Annotated in this window: 16 protein-coding genes, 1 tRNA gene and 2 riboswitches; of the genes, 9 read left to right on the forward strand and 8 right to left on the reverse strand. The window is 44.7% G+C overall.

Features of this window, described 5'->3' with window-relative positions; genetic code table 11:
• Positions 1-35 precede the first annotated feature (35 nt).
• Positions 36-7,844: a 5'-nucleotidase C-terminal domain-containing protein gene (locus ACQKMP_RS19540; RefSeq protein ID WP_427470525.1), complete on the reverse strand. Its 7,809-nt coding sequence runs from the start codon at positions 7,842-7,844 to the stop codon at positions 36-38.
• 433 nt (positions 7,845-8,277) lie between these two features.
• Positions 8,278-9,564, reverse strand: a complete 1,287-nt coding sequence (gene serS / locus ACQKMP_RS19545; RefSeq protein WP_427470527.1) for a serine--tRNA ligase — start codon at positions 9,562-9,564, stop codon at positions 8,278-8,280.
• 497 nt (positions 9,565-10,061) lie between these two features.
• Between serS and ssuE the strand changes: the two genes are divergently transcribed.
• Positions 10,062-10,610 carry an NADPH-dependent FMN reductase gene (gene ssuE / locus ACQKMP_RS19550; protein ID WP_042184465.1) on the forward strand — a complete coding sequence of 183 codons (549 nt, stop codon included), beginning with the start codon at positions 10,062-10,064 and terminating at the stop codon, positions 10,608-10,610.
• A gap of 171 nt (positions 10,611-10,781) precedes the next feature.
• Here the strand turns inward: ssuE and ACQKMP_RS19555 are convergent, their stop codons facing one another.
• The 4 genes from ACQKMP_RS19555 to ACQKMP_RS19570 all read right to left on the reverse strand — a co-directional run bounded on the left by ACQKMP_RS19555 (position 10,782) and on the right by ACQKMP_RS19570 (position 16,980).
• Positions 10,782-11,813 carry a ribonucleotide-diphosphate reductase subunit beta gene (locus ACQKMP_RS19555; protein WP_036682584.1) on the reverse strand — a complete coding sequence of 344 codons (1,032 nt, stop codon included), beginning with the start codon at positions 11,811-11,813 and terminating at the stop codon, positions 10,782-10,784.
• Positions 11,814-12,093: 280 nt separating this feature from the next.
• On the reverse strand, positions 12,094-14,427 hold the full coding sequence (locus ACQKMP_RS19560) for a ribonucleoside-diphosphate reductase subunit alpha (protein WP_042184468.1): 2,334 nt from the start codon (positions 14,425-14,427) through the stop codon (positions 12,094-12,096).
• 55 nt (positions 14,428-14,482) lie between these two features.
• Positions 14,483-14,998 (reverse strand): anaerobic ribonucleoside-triphosphate reductase activating protein, encoded by a 516-nt coding sequence (nrdG, locus tag ACQKMP_RS19565; protein ID WP_042184469.1) that lies wholly within the window; start codon positions 14,996-14,998, stop codon positions 14,483-14,485.
• A complete protein-coding gene (locus ACQKMP_RS19570; RefSeq protein ID WP_042184472.1) occupies positions 14,995-16,980 on the reverse strand; it encodes an anaerobic ribonucleoside triphosphate reductase in 1,986 nt (661 codons plus the stop codon). The genes nrdG and ACQKMP_RS19570 overlap by 4 nt, the downstream gene beginning before the upstream one ends.
• A 217-nt stretch (positions 16,981-17,197) precedes the next feature.
• Positions 17,198-17,432, reverse strand: a riboswitch (cobalamin riboswitch).
• Between the two features lie 374 nt (positions 17,433-17,806).
• Here ACQKMP_RS19570 and ACQKMP_RS19575 point away from each other — a divergent pair.
• The 7 genes from ACQKMP_RS19575 to ACQKMP_RS19605 all read left to right on the forward strand — a co-directional run bounded on the left by ACQKMP_RS19575 (position 17,807) and on the right by ACQKMP_RS19605 (position 20,496).
• Positions 17,807-18,115 carry an MTH1187 family thiamine-binding protein gene (locus ACQKMP_RS19575; protein ID WP_042184474.1) on the forward strand — a complete coding sequence of 103 codons (309 nt, stop codon included), beginning with the start codon at positions 17,807-17,809 and terminating at the stop codon, positions 18,113-18,115.
• A gap of 94 nt (positions 18,116-18,209) precedes the next feature.
• Positions 18,210-18,281, forward strand: a tRNA-Thr gene (locus ACQKMP_RS19580).
• Between the two features lie 54 nt (positions 18,282-18,335).
• The gene (locus ACQKMP_RS19585) at positions 18,336-18,689 is read left to right on the forward strand and encodes an N-acetylmuramoyl-L-alanine amidase (RefSeq protein WP_042184476.1); all 354 of its coding nucleotides are present in this window, start codon (positions 18,336-18,338) and stop codon (positions 18,687-18,689) included.
• Between the two features lie 93 nt (positions 18,690-18,782).
• Complete coding sequence (locus ACQKMP_RS19590; RefSeq protein WP_042184478.1) at positions 18,783-19,013, forward strand: hypothetical protein; 231 nt, start codon at positions 18,783-18,785, stop codon at positions 19,011-19,013.
• A gap of 178 nt (positions 19,014-19,191) precedes the next feature.
• Positions 19,192-19,347, forward strand: coding sequence for a hypothetical protein (locus ACQKMP_RS19595; protein ID WP_197071257.1), 156 nt, complete (start codon positions 19,192-19,194; stop codon positions 19,345-19,347).
• A gap of 30 nt (positions 19,348-19,377) precedes the next feature.
• Positions 19,378-19,479, forward strand: coding sequence for a sporulation protein YjcZ (locus ACQKMP_RS19600; RefSeq protein ID WP_197071258.1), 102 nt, complete (start codon positions 19,378-19,380; stop codon positions 19,477-19,479).
• 474 nt (positions 19,480-19,953) lie between these two features.
• The gene (locus ACQKMP_RS19605; RefSeq protein ID WP_042184480.1) at positions 19,954-20,496 is read left to right on the forward strand and encodes an NAD(P)H-dependent oxidoreductase; all 543 of its coding nucleotides are present in this window, start codon (positions 19,954-19,956) and stop codon (positions 20,494-20,496) included.
• 64 nt (positions 20,497-20,560) lie between these two features.
• Here the strand turns inward: ACQKMP_RS19605 and ACQKMP_RS19610 are convergent, their stop codons facing one another.
• Together ACQKMP_RS19610 and ACQKMP_RS19615 are read right to left on the reverse strand one after the other, a co-directional pair.
• Positions 20,561-20,935, reverse strand: coding sequence for a winged helix-turn-helix transcriptional regulator (locus ACQKMP_RS19610; protein ID WP_427470532.1), 375 nt, complete (start codon positions 20,933-20,935; stop codon positions 20,561-20,563).
• A 444-nt stretch (positions 20,936-21,379) separates the two neighbouring features.
• Entirely contained in the window at positions 21,380-21,583 is a 204-nt protein-coding gene (locus ACQKMP_RS19615) for a hypothetical protein (protein WP_427470534.1), read from the reverse strand.
• Between the two features lie 681 nt (positions 21,584-22,264).
• Positions 22,265-22,355: riboswitch (cyclic di-GMP riboswitch) on the forward strand.
• Positions 22,356-22,465: 110 nt separating this feature from the next.
• Between ACQKMP_RS19615 and ACQKMP_RS19620 the strand changes: the two genes are divergently transcribed.
• Positions 22,466-23,682, forward strand: a 1,217-nt coding sequence (locus ACQKMP_RS19620) for a choice-of-anchor A family protein (RefSeq protein WP_427470536.1), incomplete at its 3' end; no start/stop codon positions are given.

The following is a 23,682-nucleotide window of genomic DNA, read 5'->3' on the forward strand; positions in this document are numbered from 1 at the left end:
AACCGCCTTTTTGTCCTCAGAGCTGTGGGCCTTTATTAATTGATGAACTGAAGAGATTTCAAGGTCTTCTCCAGCATCGTAACGGCTTCAGCACGAGTTGCCAGCTTTTGTGGAGCAAAGGAACCGTCTTTCGCTCCTTGAATGATGCCCTCAGCAGCGATTTCTGCTACTGCTGCTTGGGACCAAGCAGGAATGCTTGCTGCGTCACTGAATTTAGCTAGTGCTGCAGGATCGGCATTTAAGGTTTTGCCCGTGTACTTGATGGCTTTAGCTAATACAGAGGCCATTTCTTGCCGAGTGATCGGGCTACCTGGCTTAAAGCTGCCATCGGTATAACCAGAAATCAATTCGGCTTCTGCAGCAGTGCGAATAGCATCAGCATACCATGCGTTTGGATTTACATCCTTAAAAGTTGTCTCGCCACCCGTTGTCACAAGTCCAAGAGAACGCGTAATTAATGCTGCGAACTCAGCCCGTGTGATCGACTGTGAAGGAGAGAATGTATCGCTATTGGTTCCACTAACGATCAGTTTGGAAGCTAACAGATCAATGGACGCTTTAGCCCAGTGTCCGCTAATATCTCCGAACGTTTTGGAAGATTTAACAACGGTGTAATAGCTGTTGCTGTTCCGTTTAATCGTAACATCTGTTGTTCCATTAGCCTTAGGGGCAAATATCGCAGGCACGAAGGAAATCTTGCCTGTAGCAGGCACGAAGACGACTGCCGTTGCGTTATTTGAATTTAAGGAAGTAGGTACATTGATCGTCCGATTAACATAAGTACTGCCGAAGTTGTTCAGCGGTACACGCTTAGATCCGGCTACTGCTGAAACACTAAATTCGATTACTGGAGCAGCTAAAGTAGCATTACCTAGCTGTGAAGCGATAGCTTGGTTTGTGCTGCTTAGCGTTTTCGAATCCGCTAATAGAATGGATACTGTAATTGTAAAGTCGCTGGTGCCTAATTGAGCGGCAAGCGATACACTGTTTATAACACTGAGCGGCAAGGAATACGAAGCGCCATCAGTAGTAAGGGTAAGAATGGTGTTAGGCTGTGCAGCAGCTTGTTTTACAAGCACACTGCCTGGGAGTTCTACTTGAGCGCCGCCAGTAGTCGCTTTAACCGGAATAACCAGTTCATGTTTACCAGTTGGCAGTTCAGCAAGTTGTTTGGTCAGATCAGCAGCATCAATTGTTGTTACTTGCGGTGCAGCCGTTGGTGCTGTTGTTGCAGTAGGTGTTGGTGCTACTGTTGCTGTTGATGTTGGAACTGTTGGTGATGTTGGCACTGGTGTCGGCACTGGTGTCGGAGTTGGGGTTATCTCCGGCAATGGTGCACCCTTCAGATCCACAATCCGGCCCTCAACAGCGGAAGTGTTCGCAGTGACATTTCCAATCTTCTGAAGATACTTCGTAAATACATCAAAGTCCGGCAGGTACAGTAGATTCACGCGACCTTCTTTATAGGCCTTTTCAAGTGAAGTATAGAAATCTCCACCTTTAGCTGTGAAAGCATTAGTAGCTACTTCATAAGATGCTTTTAGATCTAGAGGAACGTATTTGTCTCCGTTCTTCACTTCGATACGTAATACACGTTCGTTCACAGGCTTCGTAGAGTCATAGTAGAATTTCAACCCTGCAACGTGTGGGAAACGTCCGTCTGCTGCTGGAGTTTTGGAAACCCCATTCTCCATTGCATCCTTAATTTCTTGTCCGGTCAAAGTGATCGTAACCAGATCGTTGTTGAAAGGAAGTACTCCGAGTACTTCACCTTGTGTAATGGGTCCTTCATTAATGGATTCGCGAATACCGCCACCATTTTGCAGGGCGATTACCGCATTAGTGCCAGCTTTCTTGGCTGCAAAAAGCATACCATCGGCAATCAGGTTACCGAGGTTGGTTTCCTTTGTGCGAACATTATCACGAACGCCGTTTAGAACAACCTCTGAGTTACCTACTACCTCATTGCTCAGTTCTAAAATACCTGGCTTATAGTCGGTATCCAGGATCTTTTTAGCTTCAGGATCTTCTGCGATAACGTAGTTAGCGCCGTTCTTAGCGTCGATGGAGATTAATTGGTCTTTCCAATTTGTCAGTATGCCATCTTTGTTAAATTTAACTTCAAGCTGACCAAGGAAGAGTCCTTTTTCACCAGTTTGTACGATAAGCTTCGGTGCATTAGGATCGCTGTTATCTACAACCGCTTGATCTAATTGCGTGTGGCTGTGACCACCGACAATAATATCAATGCCATTAACCGCTTTGGCTAACTTGAGATCCTCTTCGTAGCCAAGGTGTGAGAGAACAATAATCTTGTTAATCTTTTCTTTTTGCAGCATAGCGACAGTTTCTTTTGCCTTCACTACAGCATTCTCAAAAGTCACTTTACCTGGTGAAGCAATGTTCGCTGTATCTTCTGTCGTCAGACCAATGATACCAACCTGTTCGCCGTCTACTTCTTTAATCAGAGCAGGGTAGATGGTTGCCGCATTACCCGATCGACCAATTTCGTTGGTGAACATTTTGCTTAGAATATCATCTGCAGAGAAATTCACATTAGATGAGACAAAAGGGAACTTAGCGTTGCCGATAAATTTGGAAAGCGTATCAGAATCTTTATCAAATTCATGATTACCGAAAGTCATAGCGTCATATTTGACCAGATTCATAAAGGCCAGATCTGCTTGACCCAGATACTTGTTGAAGTAGAGTGTTCCGGAGAACACATCACCCGCATCGAGAAGAATAGGGTTTTCTGTAGTCGCCTTAGCATTTTTGATTGCCGTTACACGGCGTAGAATGTTATTTGGTGAGCTTACAGTATCTAGTCCTGCATGCGTATCGTTGGTGTGTAGAACTGTTAATGGGAAGTCTTCAGTTGTCTCCGGCAGTGGTGCACCTTTCAGATCCACAATCCGGCCCTCAACAGCGGAAGTGTTCGCAGTGACAGTTCCAACTTCTTTAAGATACTTCGTAAATACATCAAAGTCCGGCAGATACAGCAGATTCACACGGCCTTCTTTATAGGCCTTCTCAAGGGAAGTATAGAAATCTCCACCTTTAGCTGTGAAAGCATTAGTAGCTACTTCATAAGATGCTTTTAGATCTAGAGGAACGTATTTGTCTCCGTTCTTCACTTCGATACGTAATACACGTTCGTTCACAGGCTTCGTGGAGTCATAATAGAATTTCAACCCTGCAACATGCGGGAAACGTCCGTCTGCTGCTGGAGTTTTGGAAACCCCATTCTCCATTGCATCCTTAATTTCTTGTCCGGTCAAAGTGATCGTAACCAGATCGTTGTTGAAAGGAAGTACTCCGAGTACTTCACCTTGTGTAATCGGTCCTTCATTGATAGATTCGCGAATACCGCCACCATTTTGCAGGGCAATTACCGCATTAGTGCCAGCTTTCTTAGCTGCAAAAAGCATTCCATCGGCAATCAGGTTACCGAGGTTGGTTTCCTTTGTGCGAACATTATCACGAACGCCGTTTAGAACAACCTCTGAGTTACCTACTACCTCATTGGTTAGCTCTTGAATACCTGGCTTATATTCGGTATCCAGGATCTTTTTAGCTTCAGGATCTTCTGCGATTACGTAGTTAGCGCCGTTCTTAGCGTCGATGGAGATTAATTGGTCTTTCCAATTTGTCAGTATGCCATCTTTGTTAAATTTAACTTCAAGCTGACCAAGGAAAAGTCCTTTTTCACCAGTTTGTACGATAAGCTTCGGTGCATTAGGATCGCTGTTATCTACAACCGCTTGATCTAATTGCGTGTGGCTGTGACCACCGACAATAATATCAATGCCATTAACCGCTTTGGCTAACTTGAGATCCTCTTCGTAGCCAAGGTGTGAGAGAACAATAATCTTGTTAATCTTTTCTTTTTGCAGCATAGCGACAGTTTCTTTTGCCTTCACCACAGCATTCTCAAAAGTCACTTTACCTGGTGAAGCAATGTTCGCTGTATCTTCTGTCGTCAGACCAATGATACCAACCTGTTCGCCGTCTACTTCTTTAATCAGAGCAGGGTAGATGGTTGCCGCATTACCCGAACGACCGATTTCATTGGTAAACATTTTGCTTAGCGTATCATCTGCAGAGAAATTCACATTGGATGAGACAAAAGGGAACTTAGCGTTGCCGATGAATTTGGAAAGCACTTCAGAACTTTCACCATTTTTATCAAATTCATGGTTCCCGAAAGTCATAGCATCATATTGAACCAGATTCATAAAGGTCAGATCTGCTTGACCCAGATACTTGTTGAAGTAGAGTGTTCCGGAGAACACATCACCCGCATCGAGAAGAATAGGGTTTTCTGTAGTCGCCTTAGCATTTTTGATTGCCGTTACACGGCGTAGAATGTTATTTGGTGAGCTTACAGTATCTAGTCCTGCATGCGTATCGTTGGTGTGTAGAACTGTTAATGGGAAGTCTTCAGCAGTACTAAAATCAATCTGTGCTACAACCGCATCATGATCGGATACCCGACCTTTCGATGGAGAGAAGTCGGCATTTAGATGGACGACATCTACTTTGGAAGAAGCCGTTAGATTTTTACTGACAAGAATATGATCCAGTACTTGAGAGTTTCCGTCATAGGTGTACGTATACTGCTCATTTAAAGGCAATGTGTCGATCAAATTGTCCAGCTCTGTACCTTTTAAAATAGTTGCAGTTTTAGTGAATTGGAAATCATTCAAATCGCCAAGAGCTACGACGTTGGCTTCAGGATTTGCAGTCAGAACCTCTTTGACAAATCCGTTTACGACCGCCGCAATTTTATGACGTTGTGTTTCACTGGACAATACCGGTGGCTGAACGTTCCCGAAAGGACCATTATCGCCGCCTTTTGAGTTGAAATGGTTTGCGATCACGATCACTTTTTCGCCGCCGAAAATAAATTGTGCAGCAAGTGGTTTACGTGAACTAGCAAATGCAGCATTCGTTGGATCAATTCGTCCCGGATTGTAAGTCAGCTTGTCTGTCGCTGCATCATAAGCAACGGATTGCGTAGATGTACCTTTTTGACCGTTTACACTATCCGCAAGCTGTACTCTTGCTGGATTGTACAAGAAGCCTACGCGAATGTTTCCGCCTGGAGCACCGCCATCCTGATTGTTGACTGGAGCGATGTCTGTGTATTTATATACAGGACCGCCTGCAGTTTCAATAGCCTTAATCAGTTCGTCAGCACTTGCTTCAGTGATTCCATTATTGGTTTCACCATTGCTATCCTGCATTTCGACCACGCCGATAATGTCAGGCTTTTTCATATTATTCGTGATGGAGTCGGCAAGTTTCTGGATTTTTGTTGCTCCGACGCCTGGGTAGAAGTTCTCAATGTTGTATGAAGCGATTAATAGCTTGTCCTCATTAACCTCAAGAGTAGTTGTTTCTTGTTTAAAAGTACTTGGGGTAATGGTTGGCAGCTTACCGTTCTCCGGAATTACTTTGAAATTGCCATTGTTGTATCCGATGACCCCTGTAACATCTCCAGCGAACTTATCTCCGGTGATGACTTCTTGACCCGGATTTCCATAAGCAATGATAAGGCGCTGAGGATTGAATTGGTTATATTCTTTTAGAACTAGTCCACCAGCTGGTGTGATGACATCAGGAGTATCATTTTCTACTCTTGTAGGGATGTTATAAAGCATGGAATTTCCGCTACCACTTGTCCAGTAAGGACTAATAATCGTAGGGGTAGGGAGTTTTACAAGCATACCTTCTAACGATTCATAAAAATCTATGGCATCTTCACTAGGTTCAAAATCAGCCATGCTGTCATTATCAATGATGGAAGAAGGAATAGCTCTTCCACCTTTGCCAAGTACGATAGGTTCAGGCACAGTATAACTAGAAGAGGAATCTACTGTTAGTGATGTCATATTAATTTGAGTGGAGGTTAGATTGCTCGCACTTCCTTCGTTATACTCGGAAACGGCTCCATTAACGCGCACTAAATCTCCAACTTTAGGTTTAAGGGATGCATTTGTGCTGTAAACGAAAATACCTTCCGATGTGTTCACATTATTGTCCGGCTGAGGGTCCTGCATAAAGAAACCTCTATAAGCGCCAGTTGCGAATGTGTATCCGTATTGGGTAACGATACCTTCTACGTCAGTAACGTTCTGACCTACATACTCAGAGGCATGAGATTCTCCTTGAATATCATGTATACGAGGGAGATCAGAAGCTTTATAAGCAAAGGTATACACCTTACTTGTCTTGCCATCTGCTACGACAATTGCATTAATGGTAAGATCTTTACTAACTGTAATTGGATCTGAATAAAGCTTGCTTGCTGCTGTCGGTTCAGTTCCATCGGTCGTGTAATGAATTTGTGCTCCAAGGGTAGGGCTGGATAGGGTCACAGTACTTCCTTTAATGATGCGACCTGCACCAGGGCTCGCCATTACGGAAAAGGTTTCTTCCACCAAAGCGTTTTCGTTAAGTGGAATGAATTGATAAGTTGTATTATATTGCTCGACAACCCCAGTGATATTATCAAAGGTTGCACCCTTTACTAGTTTAGGCAGGGTTGAGAAAATTGTGAATTGTTGTCCGCCTTGACTTGCAGTCACTGTATTTCCATTTACATTATCTATAGTGACATTATTCATAGTTACCAGCTGAGCTTCATGGTTTTCTCCGTTCGCTGCAGACAAGTCGGTTGCTGTAATCAATTTAGGTGCGGGTACACCTACATCACTCGCAACGACAGAGTATTGAAGTCCGCTTTGGAGTTTGAGCTCTTGCAGGTTGCTGTAGATATCCATCTCGCCACTAACTGCAACACGATCTCCAACGTTTGCGAACTCTGGGAATCCATAAAGTACGATCCCACCGGTTCCATCCTGAATATACATTTTTGCTGCGTTAATGTGAGTTACGATACCTTCTGTTGAAATATTCTGACCTTTATTACCAAGGCGTGCTGTTGCGACGTCTGTTTTGGTCAGAATCGTGTAGTCAAAAGTTGTTATTGCGCTGTTTGGCATATTCGGTTCTGAAGCATACGCCTTAATCGTAGTGTCCTCAGTTAAGGTGATAGGCCCTGTGTAAGGTTGGAAATCAGTTGAACCACCTGATCCATAAACAGCTGAATAGACGGATGCTCCAACTGTCGGAGAGTTCAGAGAAATTTCAGTGCCTACCGGCCAGGCATTAGCGGCTGGTGAAGCTACTACGGAGCTAGCTGTCTCTGGTGCTTTACCATAACTACTATTGCGTGGACTTGCTGCTTGAACAACAAAATCCGCAACGTTGTTATCCGTATCTAGACCACGGCTATCAGCTGGTGCACCAGCTGCGGCTTTACGAGTAGCGGCTGTCGCGTTGGTGAGAGCAGGGGTTGGAGTTCCCTCAACACCTGTAGCTGTACCATAGCCAACTAAATCTATCGTATTATTCGATGGGTCAACCAAGTCGACTTTACCGTTTGTCCCACTCATAGCTAGGATACCTGCGGCATCAGGAGTAGGTAGTGCAGCAGTTCCTCCTGTTCCTGCAGCCTCTTGGACGAGGTAGTATCCATTTGCAGGAATAGTTCCTGTTAATTCTGTTCCGCTGCTAAAGGTTCCAGTTGCGGAAGTATACCGAACTTTCCATCCAGTCAAAACTACTGGTTTGTTGGTAGGATTGTATAATTCAATAAAATCATTCTTAAACTCTGCTCCGCTGTTTCCACCACCGCCATAGACTTGTGAGATAACAACATTGCTATTATCCGGTGCTGCCTCGGCAGTCTGAATAGCTGGTAGCACACTGCCGACAAGCATTAACATTGCCAGTCCACTAGCCCACCATTTCCTTACTCTTGAAGAAATAATCATTTGGATAAGTATTCTCCCCTCAAATCTTTTATTAGAAACCTACTAAATCTTATCATTCAAATGTAAAATGAAAGGTTGGTTTGCATTAATATAAATTAAAGGTTCTATAAATTAAAATAAAAAAATAAAAAGTTATTGTTTTCGCATAAGAATAGGGACTGAAAATAGTGCATAAATACAATAATCCTTAAAATCTAGTGTTTATTGGATGATGAATAGTCCCATATATGAATTAATTTTTATAGTTGAATTATCAAAGGATTACAACAAATGTATTCTATACTTCTGTTAAATTTTACATTTGAATAACAATAGAGAAGGAGTTATTGGGCTCGACTATTCGGGAGGTCTTAGAACAAAAAAATGCCCATTCAGCTTCTTGTTGAGAAGTGAATAGGCATTATTTATTTTAAATTTACTTGGATAAAACAGACTACTGTTGTGGGAGCTCTAGCCGCTCTAATCCGTCCATGTATTTGCGCAGCGCCTGAGGGATGTAGATAGAACCATCCTCTTGCTGGTGATTCTCCAGCAGCGGGATCAGAATTCTTGGCGTAGCCACTGCGGTGTTATTTAAGGTATGGCAGTATTGTAAGCGACCGTCCGCATCCCGATAACGGATGCCCGAACGGCGAGCTTGGAAATCGAGTAAATTAGAAGCCGAATGGGTCTCACCGTATGCGCCTCTGCTAGGCATCCATGTCTCGATGTCATACTGCTTATGCGTCTTCAGGGACATATCCCCTGTGCAGACAGCCATGACTCGATAGGGGAGCTCTAAGAGCTGAAGAATGTGCTCGGCATTCGCGAGGATCTCGTGAAGCATATGGTCCGAGACCCCCTCGTCATTTCGGCATAAGACGACTTGCTCGATCTTCGAGAACTGATGTACGCGGTACAGCCCGCGCACATCTCGCCCCGCTGATCCAACTTCACGGCGGAAGCAAGTCGACATTCCGGCTAGTCGCATGGGTGTGTCGAGCTCTACAATCTCATCGCTGTAGAGTGAAACTAGCGACACTTCAGATGTGCCTACCAGCCAGCGATTATCTCCGCTGAGCTCGTACGTCTGATCCATCCCACCCGGGAAGAATCCGGTTCGCTCCAACGCTTCAGGGCGGACAATCACAGGAACATCCATCACGGTGAATCCGCGTGCAGTGAGCACATCTAGGGCAAGTCTTTGTACAGCGAGATGTAACATCAGGCCGGCTCCTTTGAGCACATAGCTGCGAGGACCGCCTGCTTTGACGCCACGGGGAATATCAATAATATCGTGGAGTTCACCTAGCTCCACATGATCACGAGGCGCAAAGCCGAATTCCGGCACCGCTCCGTTCAACCGCAGTTCTATATTATCGTTATCATCGTTGCCGATGGGTGTATCCTGCGACACCGGATTCGGTGCGAGCAGCATGAGCTCTCTACAGCGGCGTTCAGCCTCGTTCAGATCAGCTTCCAGCAGGTTCAGCCGATGATTGAGTTCTCGTACCTGTGCCTTGACGATCTCTCCAGCAGGGCGGTCACCCTGCCGTAATAATCGTTCAACCTCTTTGGTTAGCCCATTACGTTCGGCTCTCATTTGTTCGGTTTCTTGTCGCAGGCTTCGGCGCTTTTCATCCCATTCCAGCAATTCATCCAGTGGGAAGTCGACTCTTTTCCATGTGGCAGTGTTTCTTACAAGTTCTTGATTATCCTTGATCCAGTTCATTTCCAGCATATCGCTCGCTCCTTTTTGTTTAAAAGATAAGAAAGTGTAAGTTTCACACTTCACTTTATCCCTCTAGTTCTCGCACAAACACTTACCGTCCTTAAAAGGACGCCGAAGGTATTTATGCTTGAAAAAACGCAAAAAACGCCCTCATCCATGGGACGAGGAGCGTCAGCTCGCGGTGCCACCCAGGTTGATCGAATCTCCTTAACAGCAGGAAAGATTTCGACCCTCTTTGGTCTTCGCGGTAACGGGCGAAACCCGGTGAACTTAGGGAGTCATTATAGGCTCCGGTCGCAGACGCCTCACGGTTGGATGCCGGTCATTGGCCTGATTCTTGGATTTAATATTGTTGCTTAGTATATCGCAAGAGTGGGATGAGCGCAAGCGTTTATGGTTTGACAATAATATCTGATCTGCGATAGGATTAATATTAATTTGAAGTATTCCTGTCGGGATAAATACTTGCAGTGTGAGCTGCTTAATGGGATGAAAGAGGTGGAGAAGTGGCTAAAATTGTTGTGATTAACGGAACACCTTCCTTGGTATCGCGCATCAATGCAGTTATAGAGTATGCGGAGGCAAGCTTAACGGATCAGGGCTTTGAGGTTGAGCGTATTAACGTTGCAGAGCTGCCAGCGGAAGATTTGATTCATACCAAGTTTGAGAGTGATTCTATCGTCAAAGCGAACGGCCTTGTAGCCGAAGCGGATGCGGTAATCGTGGTTAGCCCGGTTTATAAAGCCTCTTATACAGGCGTGCTGAAGACCTTCTTGGATCTAGTTCCACAAAAGGGATTGGCCGGCAAAATCGTACTCCCGCTCTTCATGGGTGGCAGTCTTGCACATCTACTTACGATTGATTATGCTTTGAAACCTGTGTTGTCTGTACTCGGTGCACGTTACATTCTTGGTGGAGTGTATGCCGTGGATTCTCAGGTGGTTCGTAATGATCACGGAGTGGTAGAGCTTGCTGAGGAGCTGAAGCTGCGTCTGAATGATGCGTTAGCTGAGCTTGCAGAAGAAACTACACATCGTGTGGAACGCAAGGCTTAAGACTAAGTAGCAAGCATTCTGTTTCGAATGGATTCATACCAACTATATAAGCGTCTCATTCATACCTGATCCAAGGGGTGAAGAGACGCTTTTTGCTATAGTAAAAAGGCCATCTCACTGTGAAAGTAGAGAATGGCCTTTTTTTTATATAGGGTTCGTTATAATCCGGTCTTACAAATCGTCGAATCCGTTATCGTCGCCAACCTTACCGTAGTTACGGGATTTAGCTTCGAAGAAGTCGGTTTTGGTGGCATTAAGCGCATCATCGGAGAAAGGTTTGATCCAAGGCATACAGTTAACATCAACGCCTTGGTAGGCTTTTTCCATACCCATCAAGGTTAAGCGCTTGTTCGCTGTATATTTGATGTAGTCACTAAGCTCGTTAAGATCAATACCGCGGACATTAGTAAGGGTGTAGTAAGCCCAGTTGGTTTCAAGCTCTACCGCGCGGTCGATCGTACGATACACGTAATCCATGTTCTCTTTAGTGTTCAACTCAGGGAAATCTACAAGCAGCTGCTTAAATACTTCTGCGAAGAAATAGCAGTGCTGATTCTCGTCACGTTGGATATAAGAGATCATTTGGCTGGTCGCCATCATCTTCTGGTCACGGGCCAGATTGTAGAAGAAGGCGAAGGTGCTGTAGAAGAAAATTCCTTCCAAGATGAGATCGGCTACCAGCGCATGGAAAAAGGTTTGTCTCGTAGGGTTATCACGGAACTCTTGATAAATATCAGAGATAAACTGATTGCGTTCCAGCAGGACAGGGTCTTTTTTCCAATATTCAAAAATTTCTTTCTGCTCACTTTCCGACACGATAGAGGAAAGAACATAGGAATAGGATTGGTTATGCACCACTTCTTGTTGTCCGATAATGGCAGAGATAGCTTCTAGAGAAGAGTCAGTAAAATAACGCTTCACGTCGCTTACGAACATCGTCTGCATCGAGTCTAACACGGCGAGCAGGGAGATGTTGATCTTAAATACGCGTTGCTCCTCAGCATCGAGCATAGGGAATTGTTGCGCATCTTTGGACATTGGGATTTCATCCGCGATCCAGTGATTCAGCAGCAGCACCTTGTACAGCTTGTACATATGCGGCATGCGAATATCGTTCCAGTTCAGAATACCTGAGCACTCACCGTCGATGATGCGTGTGGATTGGTTGGGTGCTTCAGTGTTAAAAATCTTTTGTAGTTGCATTTAATTTCCCTCCATTTTTTTGCGCTGGTAATTCGTCTTGTCTGATCTTTAATTAAATTAGGTTGATGAAGTAACGGAGAGAAAGTTTGGAGCTGTAGGAGCGATAGCGTTCGCCCGAAAGCTTTCCGTAGGAAAGCTCGCATCGAAAGCATATGCTATCCTCGGATTTCTACCGCGAAGACGGTATAGATCAAGAAATCTGAGGATAACAGCGACCGGAAGCCCAAACATTTCTCGCAGTTACGATTAAATCACCAAATTTTTTAAAGCAGTAAGACTCTTAGCTAGCGCAAGAATCACACTCTTCTATTGTCAAAGCACGGCTACGCACATAATAAGTTGATTTCAATCCGCCCTTCCAGGCGTTCAGATGCAGCTCAAGGAACTCGGTAGCCTTGATGTCAGGACGAACATACAGGTTAAAGCTTTGGCCTTGATCGACGTGACGCTGACGAGCAGAAGCCATGCGGATCGACCAGTTTTGGTCAATTGTAAACGCAGTTTTATAGTACCAAATCGTCTTGTCGGACAGATCCGGTGCTGGGTTAGCGATCTTGTAAGTTGTTTTCTCTTCATAGGAAAGCAATTCATACAAAGGATCAATGCTGGCTGTGGAGCCGGCAATAATCGATGTGGAGCCGTTCGGTGCAATCGCGAACATCCATGCGTTACGAACACCGTCTTTAGCCACTTCTTCTTGCAGCTCGCGCCATTGTTCAGTGGTTACATATTTACCTTCTTGTTCACCGCTAACGTAGCCACGTGAAGTAAAGTATGCACCTGTCTCCCAATCGGAACCGGCGAACTTCGGATAACGGCCTTTTTCACGGGCAAGCTCCATGCTCGAACGTACCAACAGGTAGTTGATGTGTTCATACAAATGGTTGTTATATTCTACGGCTTCATCAGATTCCCAACGAATGCCCTTGAGTGCCAATAGGTGATGCAAGCCGAATGTGCCGAGACCGACTGCGCGGTATTGGCTGTTCGTGTATTGTGCTTGCAGAACTTCAATATTATTAATGTCGATTACGTTGTCCAGCATACGTACTTGGATAGGTACAAGTCTTTCCAGCACACCAGCTGGAATCGCACGTGCCAAGTGAATCGAATTCAGGTTGCAGACTACGAAATCGCCAGGGATTTTGGAGATAACAATCCGGGTCTTGCCATCTTTGGTTACTAATTCTTCCTGTTCAATAACGGTAGCGGATTGATTCTGCATAATTTCTGTGCACAGGTTGGAAGAGAAGACCATACCTTGGTGACGGTTCGGGTTCGTCCGGTTAACCGTATCACGGTAGAACATATATGGAGTACCTGTTTCAAGCTGTGATTTCATAATCCGTTTCATGATGTCGATCGCAGGAACGGTAATACGGGACAATTCCAAATTGGCTGTAGCTTCAGCATATTTTTCACGGAAAGTGCCTTTACCAAGCTCTTCATCGTAGAAGTCTTCCAGACCAAGCGGACGACCGTTCTCATCCGTCCAGCCCATAACCTTCTTCACTTCATGTGGGCAGAAGAGGTTCCAGTGGCTGCGTGATTCAACGGCTTCCATGAACAAGTCCGGCAGGGTTACACCGTGGAATACGTCATGTGCACGCATACGCTCGTCACCATTATTTAGTTTAAGATCGAGGAAAGCGAGAATATCTTTATGGAATACATCAAGGTAGACAGCGACAGCACCTTTACGTGTTCCAAGTTGATCTACACTGACTGCTGTATTGTTCAATTGGCGAATCCAAGGAATTACGCCGGAGCTAGTGTTCTTATGGCCACGGATATCCGAACCCCGTGCCCGTACTTTACCAAGGTAGACGCCGATACCGCCACCCATTTTGCTAAGGCGCGCTACGTCTGTATTGGAATCAAAGATACCCTCTAGGGAATCGTCTACCGTATCAATGAAGCAGCTGGATAGCTGTCCAGCGACCTTTTTGCCGGCATTGGACATTGTAGGGGTAGCAGCTGTCATGTAGATGTTGCTCATAGCCCAGTAAGCTTCTTTTACAAGCTCAAGACGTTTCTCAGCTGGTTCACGGTGCATCAGGTACATAGCAATAATCATATAACGTTCTTGTGGAAGCTCCATTACACGGCCGTCAAAATCATGCGCCAAATAACGGTCGGATAGCGTAAGCAGACCGATATAGTCAAACAAAAGATCGCGTGTATAATCGATACACCCACCTAGTTCGATAATTTGTTCTTTGGTGTAATGACTTAGAAGCTCTTCACGATAGATTCCTTTTTTTACGAGATCCGTAATTAGCGGGTACAGCTCACCGTAAGGCTCTTCTGGATAAGCTTTATAGCGGCGATGAACGGCTGCTTTTTTATAAAGGGTAGTCAGAAGGGCACGGGCAGCTGCAAACTTCCAAGTAGGCTCTTCTTTCGTTACAAGCTCTAGAGCACTCATGGTGAAGGCATTGCTAATTTCTTCTCCGCTTACGGAGTCACGACGCAGTTTGGAAATTACTCCCCGCAGCAATGTTTCTTTATTTAGTTGATCAAGACCTTCTAAGATACGGTCGGCGTATACGGAAAGGCGCTTCTCATCAAAAGCCAGTTGGCGATTATCTGGTTTTACTACGAATTGTGGCATGGTTATTTCATCCCTTCTTATTTTGGATTAATTTTGAATATCAAAAATTGATATATTATAGCGCAGTAGGCTGCCACAGAAAGACCTCCGAGCCGTTCGTACTGGCCGGAATGTCGATTATGCGTTGGTTAGAGCTTCCTCGGTAAGGAAGTGTAGTATCTTTCAATTCTTCTATAAAACGTCCATCTATTAATACCTGACACTGTGTAAGTAGATTCCACTCCGGCGAACCGGGAAGGGCGGTTAGTTCCTCATACGTATAACCACTGTAAATCCAGATGGGGAAGCCAGGGAGCACGGCGCGAAGCTCATGAATGAACCCAAGTACCTCTTCTGCCGAGAAAAAAGGATCGCCGCCTGCCAGTGTTAGACCATCCAGCAAAGGGTTAGCGGCGATTTCTGCAATGATTTCATGTTGACGTTCTAAGGTGAAGGCTTCTCCATATTTAAAGTTCCATGTCTCGGGATTAAAGCATCCCGGGCAACGATGACGGCAGCCGCTGATGAAGAGGACGGCCCGCATGCCCTCTCCCTCGTTAATCGACTCCGGATAGTATCCGCAAATATTCATAGATGCTTAACGCGATCCCGTACTTCGGCTTGTTTGGCGGCATTGAAGCGGGTCTGATAGTCGCCAGTTAAATAACCTGTAACTCTGCGCAAACGACGGATGTGCACGTCATTCTCATGTGCGTTGCAGGAAGGACAGTTTGTCCCAATTACGCCTTCGTATCCGCAGCTGGAGCAGCGGTCAATCGGATGGTTAATGCTGAAGTAGCTGACCTGTTGTTCTAGTGCATATTTAATGATTTTGATAAAAGCAGATGGATTGCTGCGGGCATTGCCATTTAATTCGACATAAGAAATAGCCCCGGCATTGCAGTATTCATGGAAAGGAGCTTCCAAGCTGATCTTCTGAGCAGCACCTAGATCGTAGTATACAGGGATGTGGAAAGAGTTCGTATAATACTCACGGTCAGTTACGCCCGGAATAGAACCCAGTACCTTGCGATCAATCTTGGTGAATTTGCCGGACAGGCCCTCTGCTGGTGTTGCGAACAAGGTAATGTTGAGATTAAGTTCCTCACTTTTAAGGTCGCAATACTCCCGCATGTGACGCACGATAGCCACAGCCTTGGCATGGACTTCCATATGCTCGCCATGGTGTTTGCCGTACATGGCTTTCATGCATTCCGCCATACCGATGAAGCCAAGCGACAGACTACCATGCTTCAGCAGTTCGCCTACAGAGTCTTCAGGAGCGAGATTTTCGCCGCCTTCCCAGACGCCTTCTCGCATCATGAAATCGGATGCTTTAGCTTTTTGCGCGCTTTGGATGTGGAACCGATGAAGAAGTCCTTCCAGCGCAATATCCATATAGTGGTTTAGATCCTCATAGAAGCCAGCTTCATCTGCGACGGTACGTCGGCCTGTTACTGTGCCGTGTGCCAGACCGAGCCGAACCAGATTCAGTGTATTAAAGGAAAGGTTGCCCTTCCCGGAGCAATGATTACGCCCAAAACGGTCACCGAGCACTCGGGTGCGGCAGCCCATTGTAGCAAATTCCGTATCAGGATCACTTGGATCATAATACTGCAAGTTGAGCGGAGCGTCCAGATTAGCGAAGTTCGGATATAGTCTGCGTGCAGAACATTCCGCCGCTTTTAGGAACAATTCATAGTTAGGATCACCTTGCTGTTGATTGACTCCTTGCTTGCATTTGAAGATTTGAATCGGGAACACAGGTGTTTCTCCGCTGCCAAGTCCGTTCATCGTTGCTGTTAGCAGGGAGCTGATCACAAGCTGACCTTCTGGTGAAGTACAAGTACCATAATTGATGCTGGTAAACGGAATTTGCCCACCGGATCGGCTGGACATGGTGTTGAGATTATGTACCATACTTTCAGCCGCTTGCAGGGTTTCGATTTCGGTTTCCTTTAGTGCAAAACGAAACGCTTTTGGATATAACTCCGCCAGATCGATCCGGCTCATTGTAATCTCGCCCAAAGAATCATTAGCTTGTCCCTCATCAAAATAATCCAGACCCTTGCGGAACAGCTTAGCGAAGGATTTGGTTACATAAGGTGCTAGATCATAGTCGAGTTTATTGGCGGATACGCCGCCATATTGAGCATTTTGCTGGGATTGAAAAATAATTGCTACCAGTGACATAGCTGTCATTATGGAGTTCGGAGGACGAACACTGCCGTTGCCGGTGTTGAAGCCTTCGCGGAGAAGCTTATCGAACGGGATGAAAATGCAGTTAGTCGTTCCGATTGCGTATTGATCCAGATCATGCACATAGACGACATTGTCATCAATGGCTTGCACTAGCTGCGGCGGCATCGTAAAGTTGCGGGCGTACCATTTTGAATATTCACTGCCGAACTTGCTCATTTTACCGGAGAAACTCTCTCCGTTCAAATTGGCATTCTCGCGCAGCAGGTCCAAATCCCGGCTGTCGATAATATCGCGTCCTAAATCAATGAGCTCTTCTAAAAGAACTTCTCGTGCATTTGTTGTACCGTTAAATTGTCTCTCCAACAACGTCATTGTATAGCTCTCCTCTCAGTCTATCGTCCTATCATTAAGAAGTGGGGCCGCATAAGCGGCCGTATATTCATTGTGATCTCATAAAAAAAGCATCCTCTAGCGAGGATGGCAGAAAATGCCCGATGCGTTATGTAAATATCCACACAGATATTTGCAGTGGTCTCTAAGAAGATGACCGCATGCGGACACCGTTCCTGTTCCTCGCAGGCACTCATAGTTGGTGTCGTCGAAACAGGCAGGTCTCCTGGCTTCCGTAGGACCTCTCAGCGCCTTCCCAAGGGGGCTCTTACCCCTCAGTGGCTTCTGCCAGGAGATCTGCCCATCTTAAGCTTAAAAAAGCTTGTAAGGGGCATCCGGTTACAGTGGCGGGACCGCAGCGGATTTTCACCGTACTTCCCTATTAAGCTCTAATTCCGATAAAGGATCAAAGCGCCTGTCTCCACTATATTTTGTTGTCGTTAGATAAAAATAACCCAAGATGTTGTGTTTGTAAATAGTTTTTTAGAAAACCCGCGTGGGGAGCGGGTTCTTCAAAAGTACTCCACAAATGATCCACAGGCTGTCCATAAGTAATCCACAATTGATCCACAGGCATATGAAAAATGATTCATAAATTGTCCGAAAAGATGCCACAAAGAGTCCATAAATGTAGTGCAGATGACCCTAGAATTCATGTTAGAAAAAATACTTGTGGCGAAAGTCATATTTCGGAGAATTTTGGGGAAAGAAGAAGGGGCATAATAAAGCTGAGATCATTTGTGGGAGAGCGGTGGAGTTGTTACAATAGAAGGAGACACATACTTTAAAATTCCGAGGAGGTATTCCCATGCCTATTGCTGAAGTAACCGTTATTCCGATTGGAACAGGTAGTACGAGCCTTAGCAGCTATGTTGCGGATATGCAGCGAGTGCTGAAGACGGTAGAAGGGATTACTTATGAGCTTACATCCATGGGTACAATCATCGAAGGGCCTCTTCAGCGTATTTTTGCTGCAGTCGAAGCGCTGCACGAGTCTCCTTTTTCCGCAGGTGCAGAGCGTGTCTCTACCTCACTTAAAATAGACGACCGCCGCGATAAACCCTCCACTAGCCGTGGAAAGCTGGAGTCTGTGGAGCGTAAACTACAGGTGGAATAGCAGTTCGGGAGAGTAGGGAAATAGGGAGAAATAGGCTTGCGTTTCTGGCTGAAAGTTGTATAATATTTTTTGTTTGACAGAAAAATCGGCTTAAGCTGGTGTAGCTCAGGGGTAGAGCAACGCACTCGTAATGCGTAGGCCGGGGGTTCAATTCCCTTCACCAGCATCCCAAAAAACCATATTTGGCGCGGATTCTTGAAGTTTGGGGAGTCGCGCTTTTTTGTTTCTTCTACCATTCTTCTACCGAAAGAGTGTCTTTTCCGCTTGTAATGGAGTCCCCAACGACCGGGGCCAAAAGGCAAAAAAACTGCATGTGGTGCGTGAGAGCAACATACCTGCAGTACTCACGGAGAATTTATTTTTGGATGTGGCAACCGACGCTGCCAAACTCAAAAAAGATGTGGTTATCCAAGCAATCATTGATAGCCATGTGATCGGGATTGCAAAGTACCTAGGGCTGAAAAAGAAGGAAACAGCGAATCAGGGCAACAATGACAATAAAGTGGTAGTACTCGTAAACGGCAAGAAAGAGCAAGTAAGACAGTTAACCTTACAAAGTGAACTGGAAAGTTAATTTGTCGAGCCGGAAGTTTTGGGCGCTGCTGGCCGTTACCGGCGTAACCTCTCATCATAAAATAAAGTAATACGAGCGAGGGGGAGTTTCCTGATGGATGCTTATTGCAGCTGCTTGCGCTACATGAATAGAAGAGTGCGGATTCTGACTAAAGATGGTAGACAGCACGTAGGCGTAATTACAAATGTGGACAGAAATAATGTTTACTTAAGAACGGAACATAACGGATCTGTGCACACTTCAGCTTTTTTTGGTAATCCTTTTGCTACAAATGACATCTTAACCTTGAGTTTGTTCACTCTGCTGGCTATAGCCCTTATTTAAAAAATCATAAAACCGGGAAAAACCGCCCACTGGCTTCGGCTGGTGGGTATTTTTTTGTTTTTTACGAAATGTCGGATCCCGCAACAGGCCTACTATTTTCGTTTCTTTTTTACCCAAGCACCGATACAAATCCCGCATATCTTAGTTTTGTATCCAATTAAAAAGGAGGAATTGACAAATGGGCGAAGTACGTGGAGAACGTTGTTGCGGCGTTGGTGAACGTGAACGTGAACGTGAACCTGAACGTTTTGTTGGTGGAGCCTTTACATCCACAGGGGCAATCTTAGTGCTCTTTATCCTGCTGGTCATCATTACAAAAGCTTGTATATTTTAAATTGTATTCAATTACAAAGGAGGAGTTAAAATGGGCGAATTCGCAGGAGGATATGGTGGCTTTACTTCTACCGCCGCAATTCTGGTTCTGTTTATCTTGTTGGTAATCATCTCTAAGACTTTGTTTATTTAAGTTTCAAACCTCCCAATATAGCTGCACCTTATTAAATCCGCCAGTACTCATGCTGGTGGATTTTTTTCATACATAATCAAAAACGCACCCTGTCAACCTTAAGTGGTAGGCGAGTATCCCAAATGGATTATGTTGAAATTATGCGGAAGTACCGTACCCTTCCAGTAATGGTGGGGTATTTCTTTGCGTTCAGGCAAATTTTTTTATCAGTGATATAGAGTTCATACACATAACGTTACATCCGTCTAACCTTTACTCAAGTAAAATGGCGGAATGACCCAGTCTCTCTTGTGTGATATTTGGGTGTACACCGAAGACGAGATTCGCCCCGAAGACTATACATCAATCACGTGCAGGCAGGTTGCAGTGCTTACCTTTAGGTAAGTACGTGAACTAAAAGTGCATACTTACGCGATGTCATGGTGGGAGGTATACTCAAGTCCTAAATCTGATTCAAACATGGAGGATACACCAATGAAAACACTTATTGTCGTCACGCACCCAAACATCGAAACATCCGTCGTTAATAAACGCTGGATCGAAGAACTCCGTAAATATCCAGACAAATATACGGTGCACGAGCTGTACAAAGCCTATCCCGATGAAAAAATCAACGTGGAAAAGGAACAACAGCTGATTGAAGCGCATGATAAGCTCGTCTTACAATTCCCTGTCTACTGGTTTAGTAGTCCACCTCTGCTTAAAAAGTGGCTGGACGAAGTATTTACTTACGGATGGGCATATGGCTCGAAGAGTGATAAATTAAGAAATCGAAAAATCGCATTAGCTGTAACTGCCGGAGGAAGTGCAAAAGACTTTAGTGAAGAAGGTAAACTCGGCTACGGGCTTGACCGTATTTTATCTCCCTTTGACACGACTTTTTTGTATTGCAACGCTGATTATCGTTCCTTCTATGCCATTTATGGCACGGAATCTGAGACGGTAGGAAGTACGGATTACTTAAATAAATTGGATATCAGTTCGCAAGGCTATGTTGAATTTATCGAAAATATGTAATTAGATTTGAAGCAAAAAGCAGCATTTTCATTAATGGAAATGCTGCTTTTGTCATAAGTTGTCGTTAAATCGTAAAAGGTATGGTTATCTCTTGCGCGGCTGGAACGAAGTTTTTCTCTCCCCAAGTGCACATCATATCCAGCACCGGAATAAGCGATTGGCCCTTCTCGGTCAAGGAATACTCAACTTTAGGGGGAATCTGGGGGAATTCCTCGCGCCTGACGAGACAGTCGGTTTCCAGTTCTTTCAACATAACGCTTAATGTCTTAAAAGGTATTGTACCGATACCCCGTTGCAGTTCATTGAACCGCACGATCTTGTTTTCAGAGAGATAGTAGAGAATAGTCATTTTATATTTACCACTAATAATAGACAAGGTGTAGCCAAAGCTAGTGTCCTTCTGTTGAATGCCAGGCGGTATACAGATTTCATCACTCATGGGCTATTACCCTCCTTCAGAAAATATTCAACGAAAAGGCAAACGCCTGTTGTCGCTCCGTACTGAGGTCCCGACTTTATTATGTTTTACAACCTGCTATCAAGTCATCCTGTGAGAACGAATTCACTATATCATTTTGAAACAATTTGTTCAAAGCACTCGTGGCTAACTATCAATCGGTCGATTTTCTCTGTCGGCGAAGCGGGCCTCTTTGGTTGGAAATCAAAAGTGCCAAGCGGATAGCCTAAGCGACGAATTGAAGTTTTTAATGTAATTTTCATGTGAGCATCATCTTATTTTCAGGTTCAAGGTATATATTGAAGACACCAAACACCCCCCAGTGTTTTGTGGTATAAATCTCTCAGGTCTTGCCAACTCCCATGGTAAGGCCTATTTTTTTGTTCGCTAATTAAATGAGGGAGGGGGGGCAGCTTCTTCGCTACTTCACTTAATCTGATATTGCTCTTCATAGCTCTTAAAAGATGAAATATCCAGACCGAGATATCTGCGCATATGAATGGCAGCTTGGGCAGCGACGATGTCGTTTAACAGCAGCATTCGTTCATGGTATCCACGACATATAAATTTGGCTTCTATCCCCGTGTTAAGTCTGTTCTGCTCATAAACCTTGATTCCCCGTTTTCTCATCTCTGAACGAACATCTCTTAGATCTGTTGTAGCAACTGCTGCGGCTGTTTCAAGAACCTCCAGATAGGGGGTAGGTGTTCGTAAATGTGCAGAATAGAATGGCGGAGTCCCGTTCGAAAGCTGATAAAATCATCGGAAGCAATAAATAAGATTTGACCAGCATGTTGTCCCTGCTTTCAGCTCTATTCATGAATCTCATCACCTCTAATGGGAACGTATATTCGTATTCTACCCCGATATTCCAAAAATAATCAATGGTATTTCTAAACAGCTAGTCCAATGTGATTGAATTCACAACTAAATTAGAAAGAATAAAATATATTAAAATTGTAATAATAAAAAATAATGCTTCAGACTTATATAAAGGGAGAATTAGGATGAAAGAGGAAGGAAGTCTCCACCGTGGAATGGTATTTGGTTTGATTCTAAGTATTTCATTATGGATATCGATATTAGGTTGGATAAAGTTACTTTAAAATTGAAGGAAAACCTTTGTGTGAAGCGCCTTTAGGCGCTTTTTTTGTGCTTGCTTACGCGTATGGATATCAAAAGGAATTGATTGACAATTGTGGGGATGGAGCGCTAAACTATTATTAGTTCAAAAGTATTAAAAGTCATAGACGATTATTTAATAGGATGCTTAAAATGCTAGTTCTAATCCGCAAGTCAATACATATATTATCATGATAATAGCAAACCGCCTGAAAGGGTGGGACGCAAAGTCCAGGAGTCTAAAGTGTCTTAAATGCGCTATGACCGTCCGACTGCCATGAGAAGGGAATTCCACTTCTTTTTTGGCGGTCTTTTTTGTTGTTAGGTCCTTTAGAGTTTCTGGTAATTATTCTGATTAAATATAAATCATAGTTTTAGGAGGTGTGCTTTTTGAAAAGAAGAATGAAACCGCTGCTTGCACTAGTATTAGCGGGGATTTTGACAGTAGGTAGTGGTCTTTCTGGAGGTCATTTGGTAAATGCGGCTGGGGAGGTGCTTCCCTATACTCCTACACCTGTGTTAGGTATTGCAGGGAATTTTAATACTTTTATTTTTGGGGATTTCAAACAATCTAATGATCAGGTTCATGGGCGCCTTGCGGCCAAAGGTAATATTACTTTGCAGAATTACGGCGTATCCAAGGATAATCCAGGTGGAGATGTTCTTATCGCTGGTAATGACATCAGTTTTACTAATGGGACTGTTCATGGAGCATCCGTTTATGGTGGTGTTTTTTCCAGCAACGGTGTAGATCTTAAAGAACCAGCGAGAAAAGGGACTCCTATTGATTTTGATGCTGAAGAGCAATTTCTTATTGGACGTTCTAATGAATTCTCTTCGCTTGCTACAATAGGAACTTTCAAAAAGGAATATGGGAAAATAACGATTGATGCTTCGGAACCATTTAACGTTCTTAATCTTAGTGCTGCCGATTTCGCTGGTGCTAATGGCTTACAGTTTAATATTGCAAATAGCGCCACAGTTATCATTAACGTTAGCGGAAGTTCAGTTAACATTCCAAGCTTTCAAATCTGGGGAGGTAGCCCTAACAAGGTATTATTTAATTTTTATGAAGCTAGCACTGTTGACATTGGAAGTTTAACAATAGAAGGAACTATCCTAGCTCCGCTTGCAAAAGTAACTTATAATTCCGGTGAACTGCATGGGACGCTGATTGCAAAGGGATTTGCTGGTGGAGTGCAGATGCATTGGTATCCATATGGAGGGGAAGAACCACCTCCGACACCAACGCCGACCGTGACGCCAACACCAACGCCGACCGTGACGCCAACACCGACGCCGACCGTGACGCCAACACCAACGCCAACCGTGACACCAACACCGACGCCGACCGTGACACCAACACCAACGCCAACGCCGACCGTGACGCCTACGCCGTGCGTGACACCGACACCGAAGCCAACACCAACGCCGAAGCCAACACACACACCAAAGCCAACACCGACACCGAAGCCGACACACACACCAAAGCCAACACACACACCAAAACCAACACCAACGCCGACCGTGACGCCAACACCAACGCCGACCGTGACGCCAACACCAACGCCGACCGTGACGCCAACACCAACGCCGACCGTGACACC

Source organism: Paenibacillus sp. NPDC101420 (assembly GCF_050277435.1).
GTDB lineage: Bacteria > Bacillota > Bacilli > Paenibacillales > Paenibacillaceae > Paenibacillus_AQ.

Excerpts from the sequence above, each read along its gene's own strand:
- ACQKMP_RS19600 (WP_197071258.1), top strand. The coding sequence starts at position 19,378 with ATGGGCGAATTCGCAGGAGGATATGGTGGCTTTACTTCTACCGCCGCA.
- ACQKMP_RS19610 (WP_427470532.1), bottom strand. The coding sequence starts at position 20,935 with ATGAGTGATGAAATCTGTATACCGCCTGGCATTCAACAGAAGGACACT.
- ACQKMP_RS19560 (WP_042184468.1), bottom strand. The coding sequence starts at position 14,427 with ATGCCACAATTCGTAGTAAAACCAGATAATCGCCAACTGGCTTTTGAT.
- nrdG (WP_042184469.1), bottom strand. The coding sequence starts at position 14,998 with ATGAATATTTGCGGATACTATCCGGAGTCGATTAACGAGGGAGAGGGC.
- ACQKMP_RS19595 (WP_197071257.1), top strand. The coding sequence starts at position 19,192 with ATGGGCGAAGTACGTGGAGAACGTTGTTGCGGCGTTGGTGAACGTGAA.
- ACQKMP_RS19570 (WP_042184472.1), bottom strand. The coding sequence starts at position 16,980 with ATGACGTTGTTGGAGAGACAATTTAACGGTACAACAAATGCACGAGAA.
- ACQKMP_RS19605 (WP_042184480.1), top strand. The coding sequence starts at position 19,954 with ATGAAAACACTTATTGTCGTCACGCACCCAAACATCGAAACATCCGTC.
- ACQKMP_RS19540 (WP_427470525.1), bottom strand. The coding sequence starts at position 7,844 with ATGATTATTTCTTCAAGAGTAAGGAAATGGTGGGCTAGTGGACTGGCA.
- ACQKMP_RS19590 (WP_042184478.1), top strand. The coding sequence starts at position 18,783 with ATGGATGCTTATTGCAGCTGCTTGCGCTACATGAATAGAAGAGTGCGG.
- ACQKMP_RS19555 (WP_036682584.1), bottom strand. The coding sequence starts at position 11,813 with ATGCAACTACAAAAGATTTTTAACACTGAAGCACCCAACCAATCCACA.
- serS (WP_427470527.1), bottom strand. The coding sequence starts at position 9,564 with ATGCTGGAAATGAACTGGATCAAGGATAATCAAGAACTTGTAAGAAAC.
- ACQKMP_RS19575 (WP_042184474.1), top strand. The coding sequence starts at position 17,807 with ATGCCTATTGCTGAAGTAACCGTTATTCCGATTGGAACAGGTAGTACG.
- ACQKMP_RS19615 (WP_427470534.1), bottom strand. The coding sequence starts at position 21,583 with ATGAGAAAACGGGGAATCAAGGTTTATGAGCAGAACAGACTTAACACG.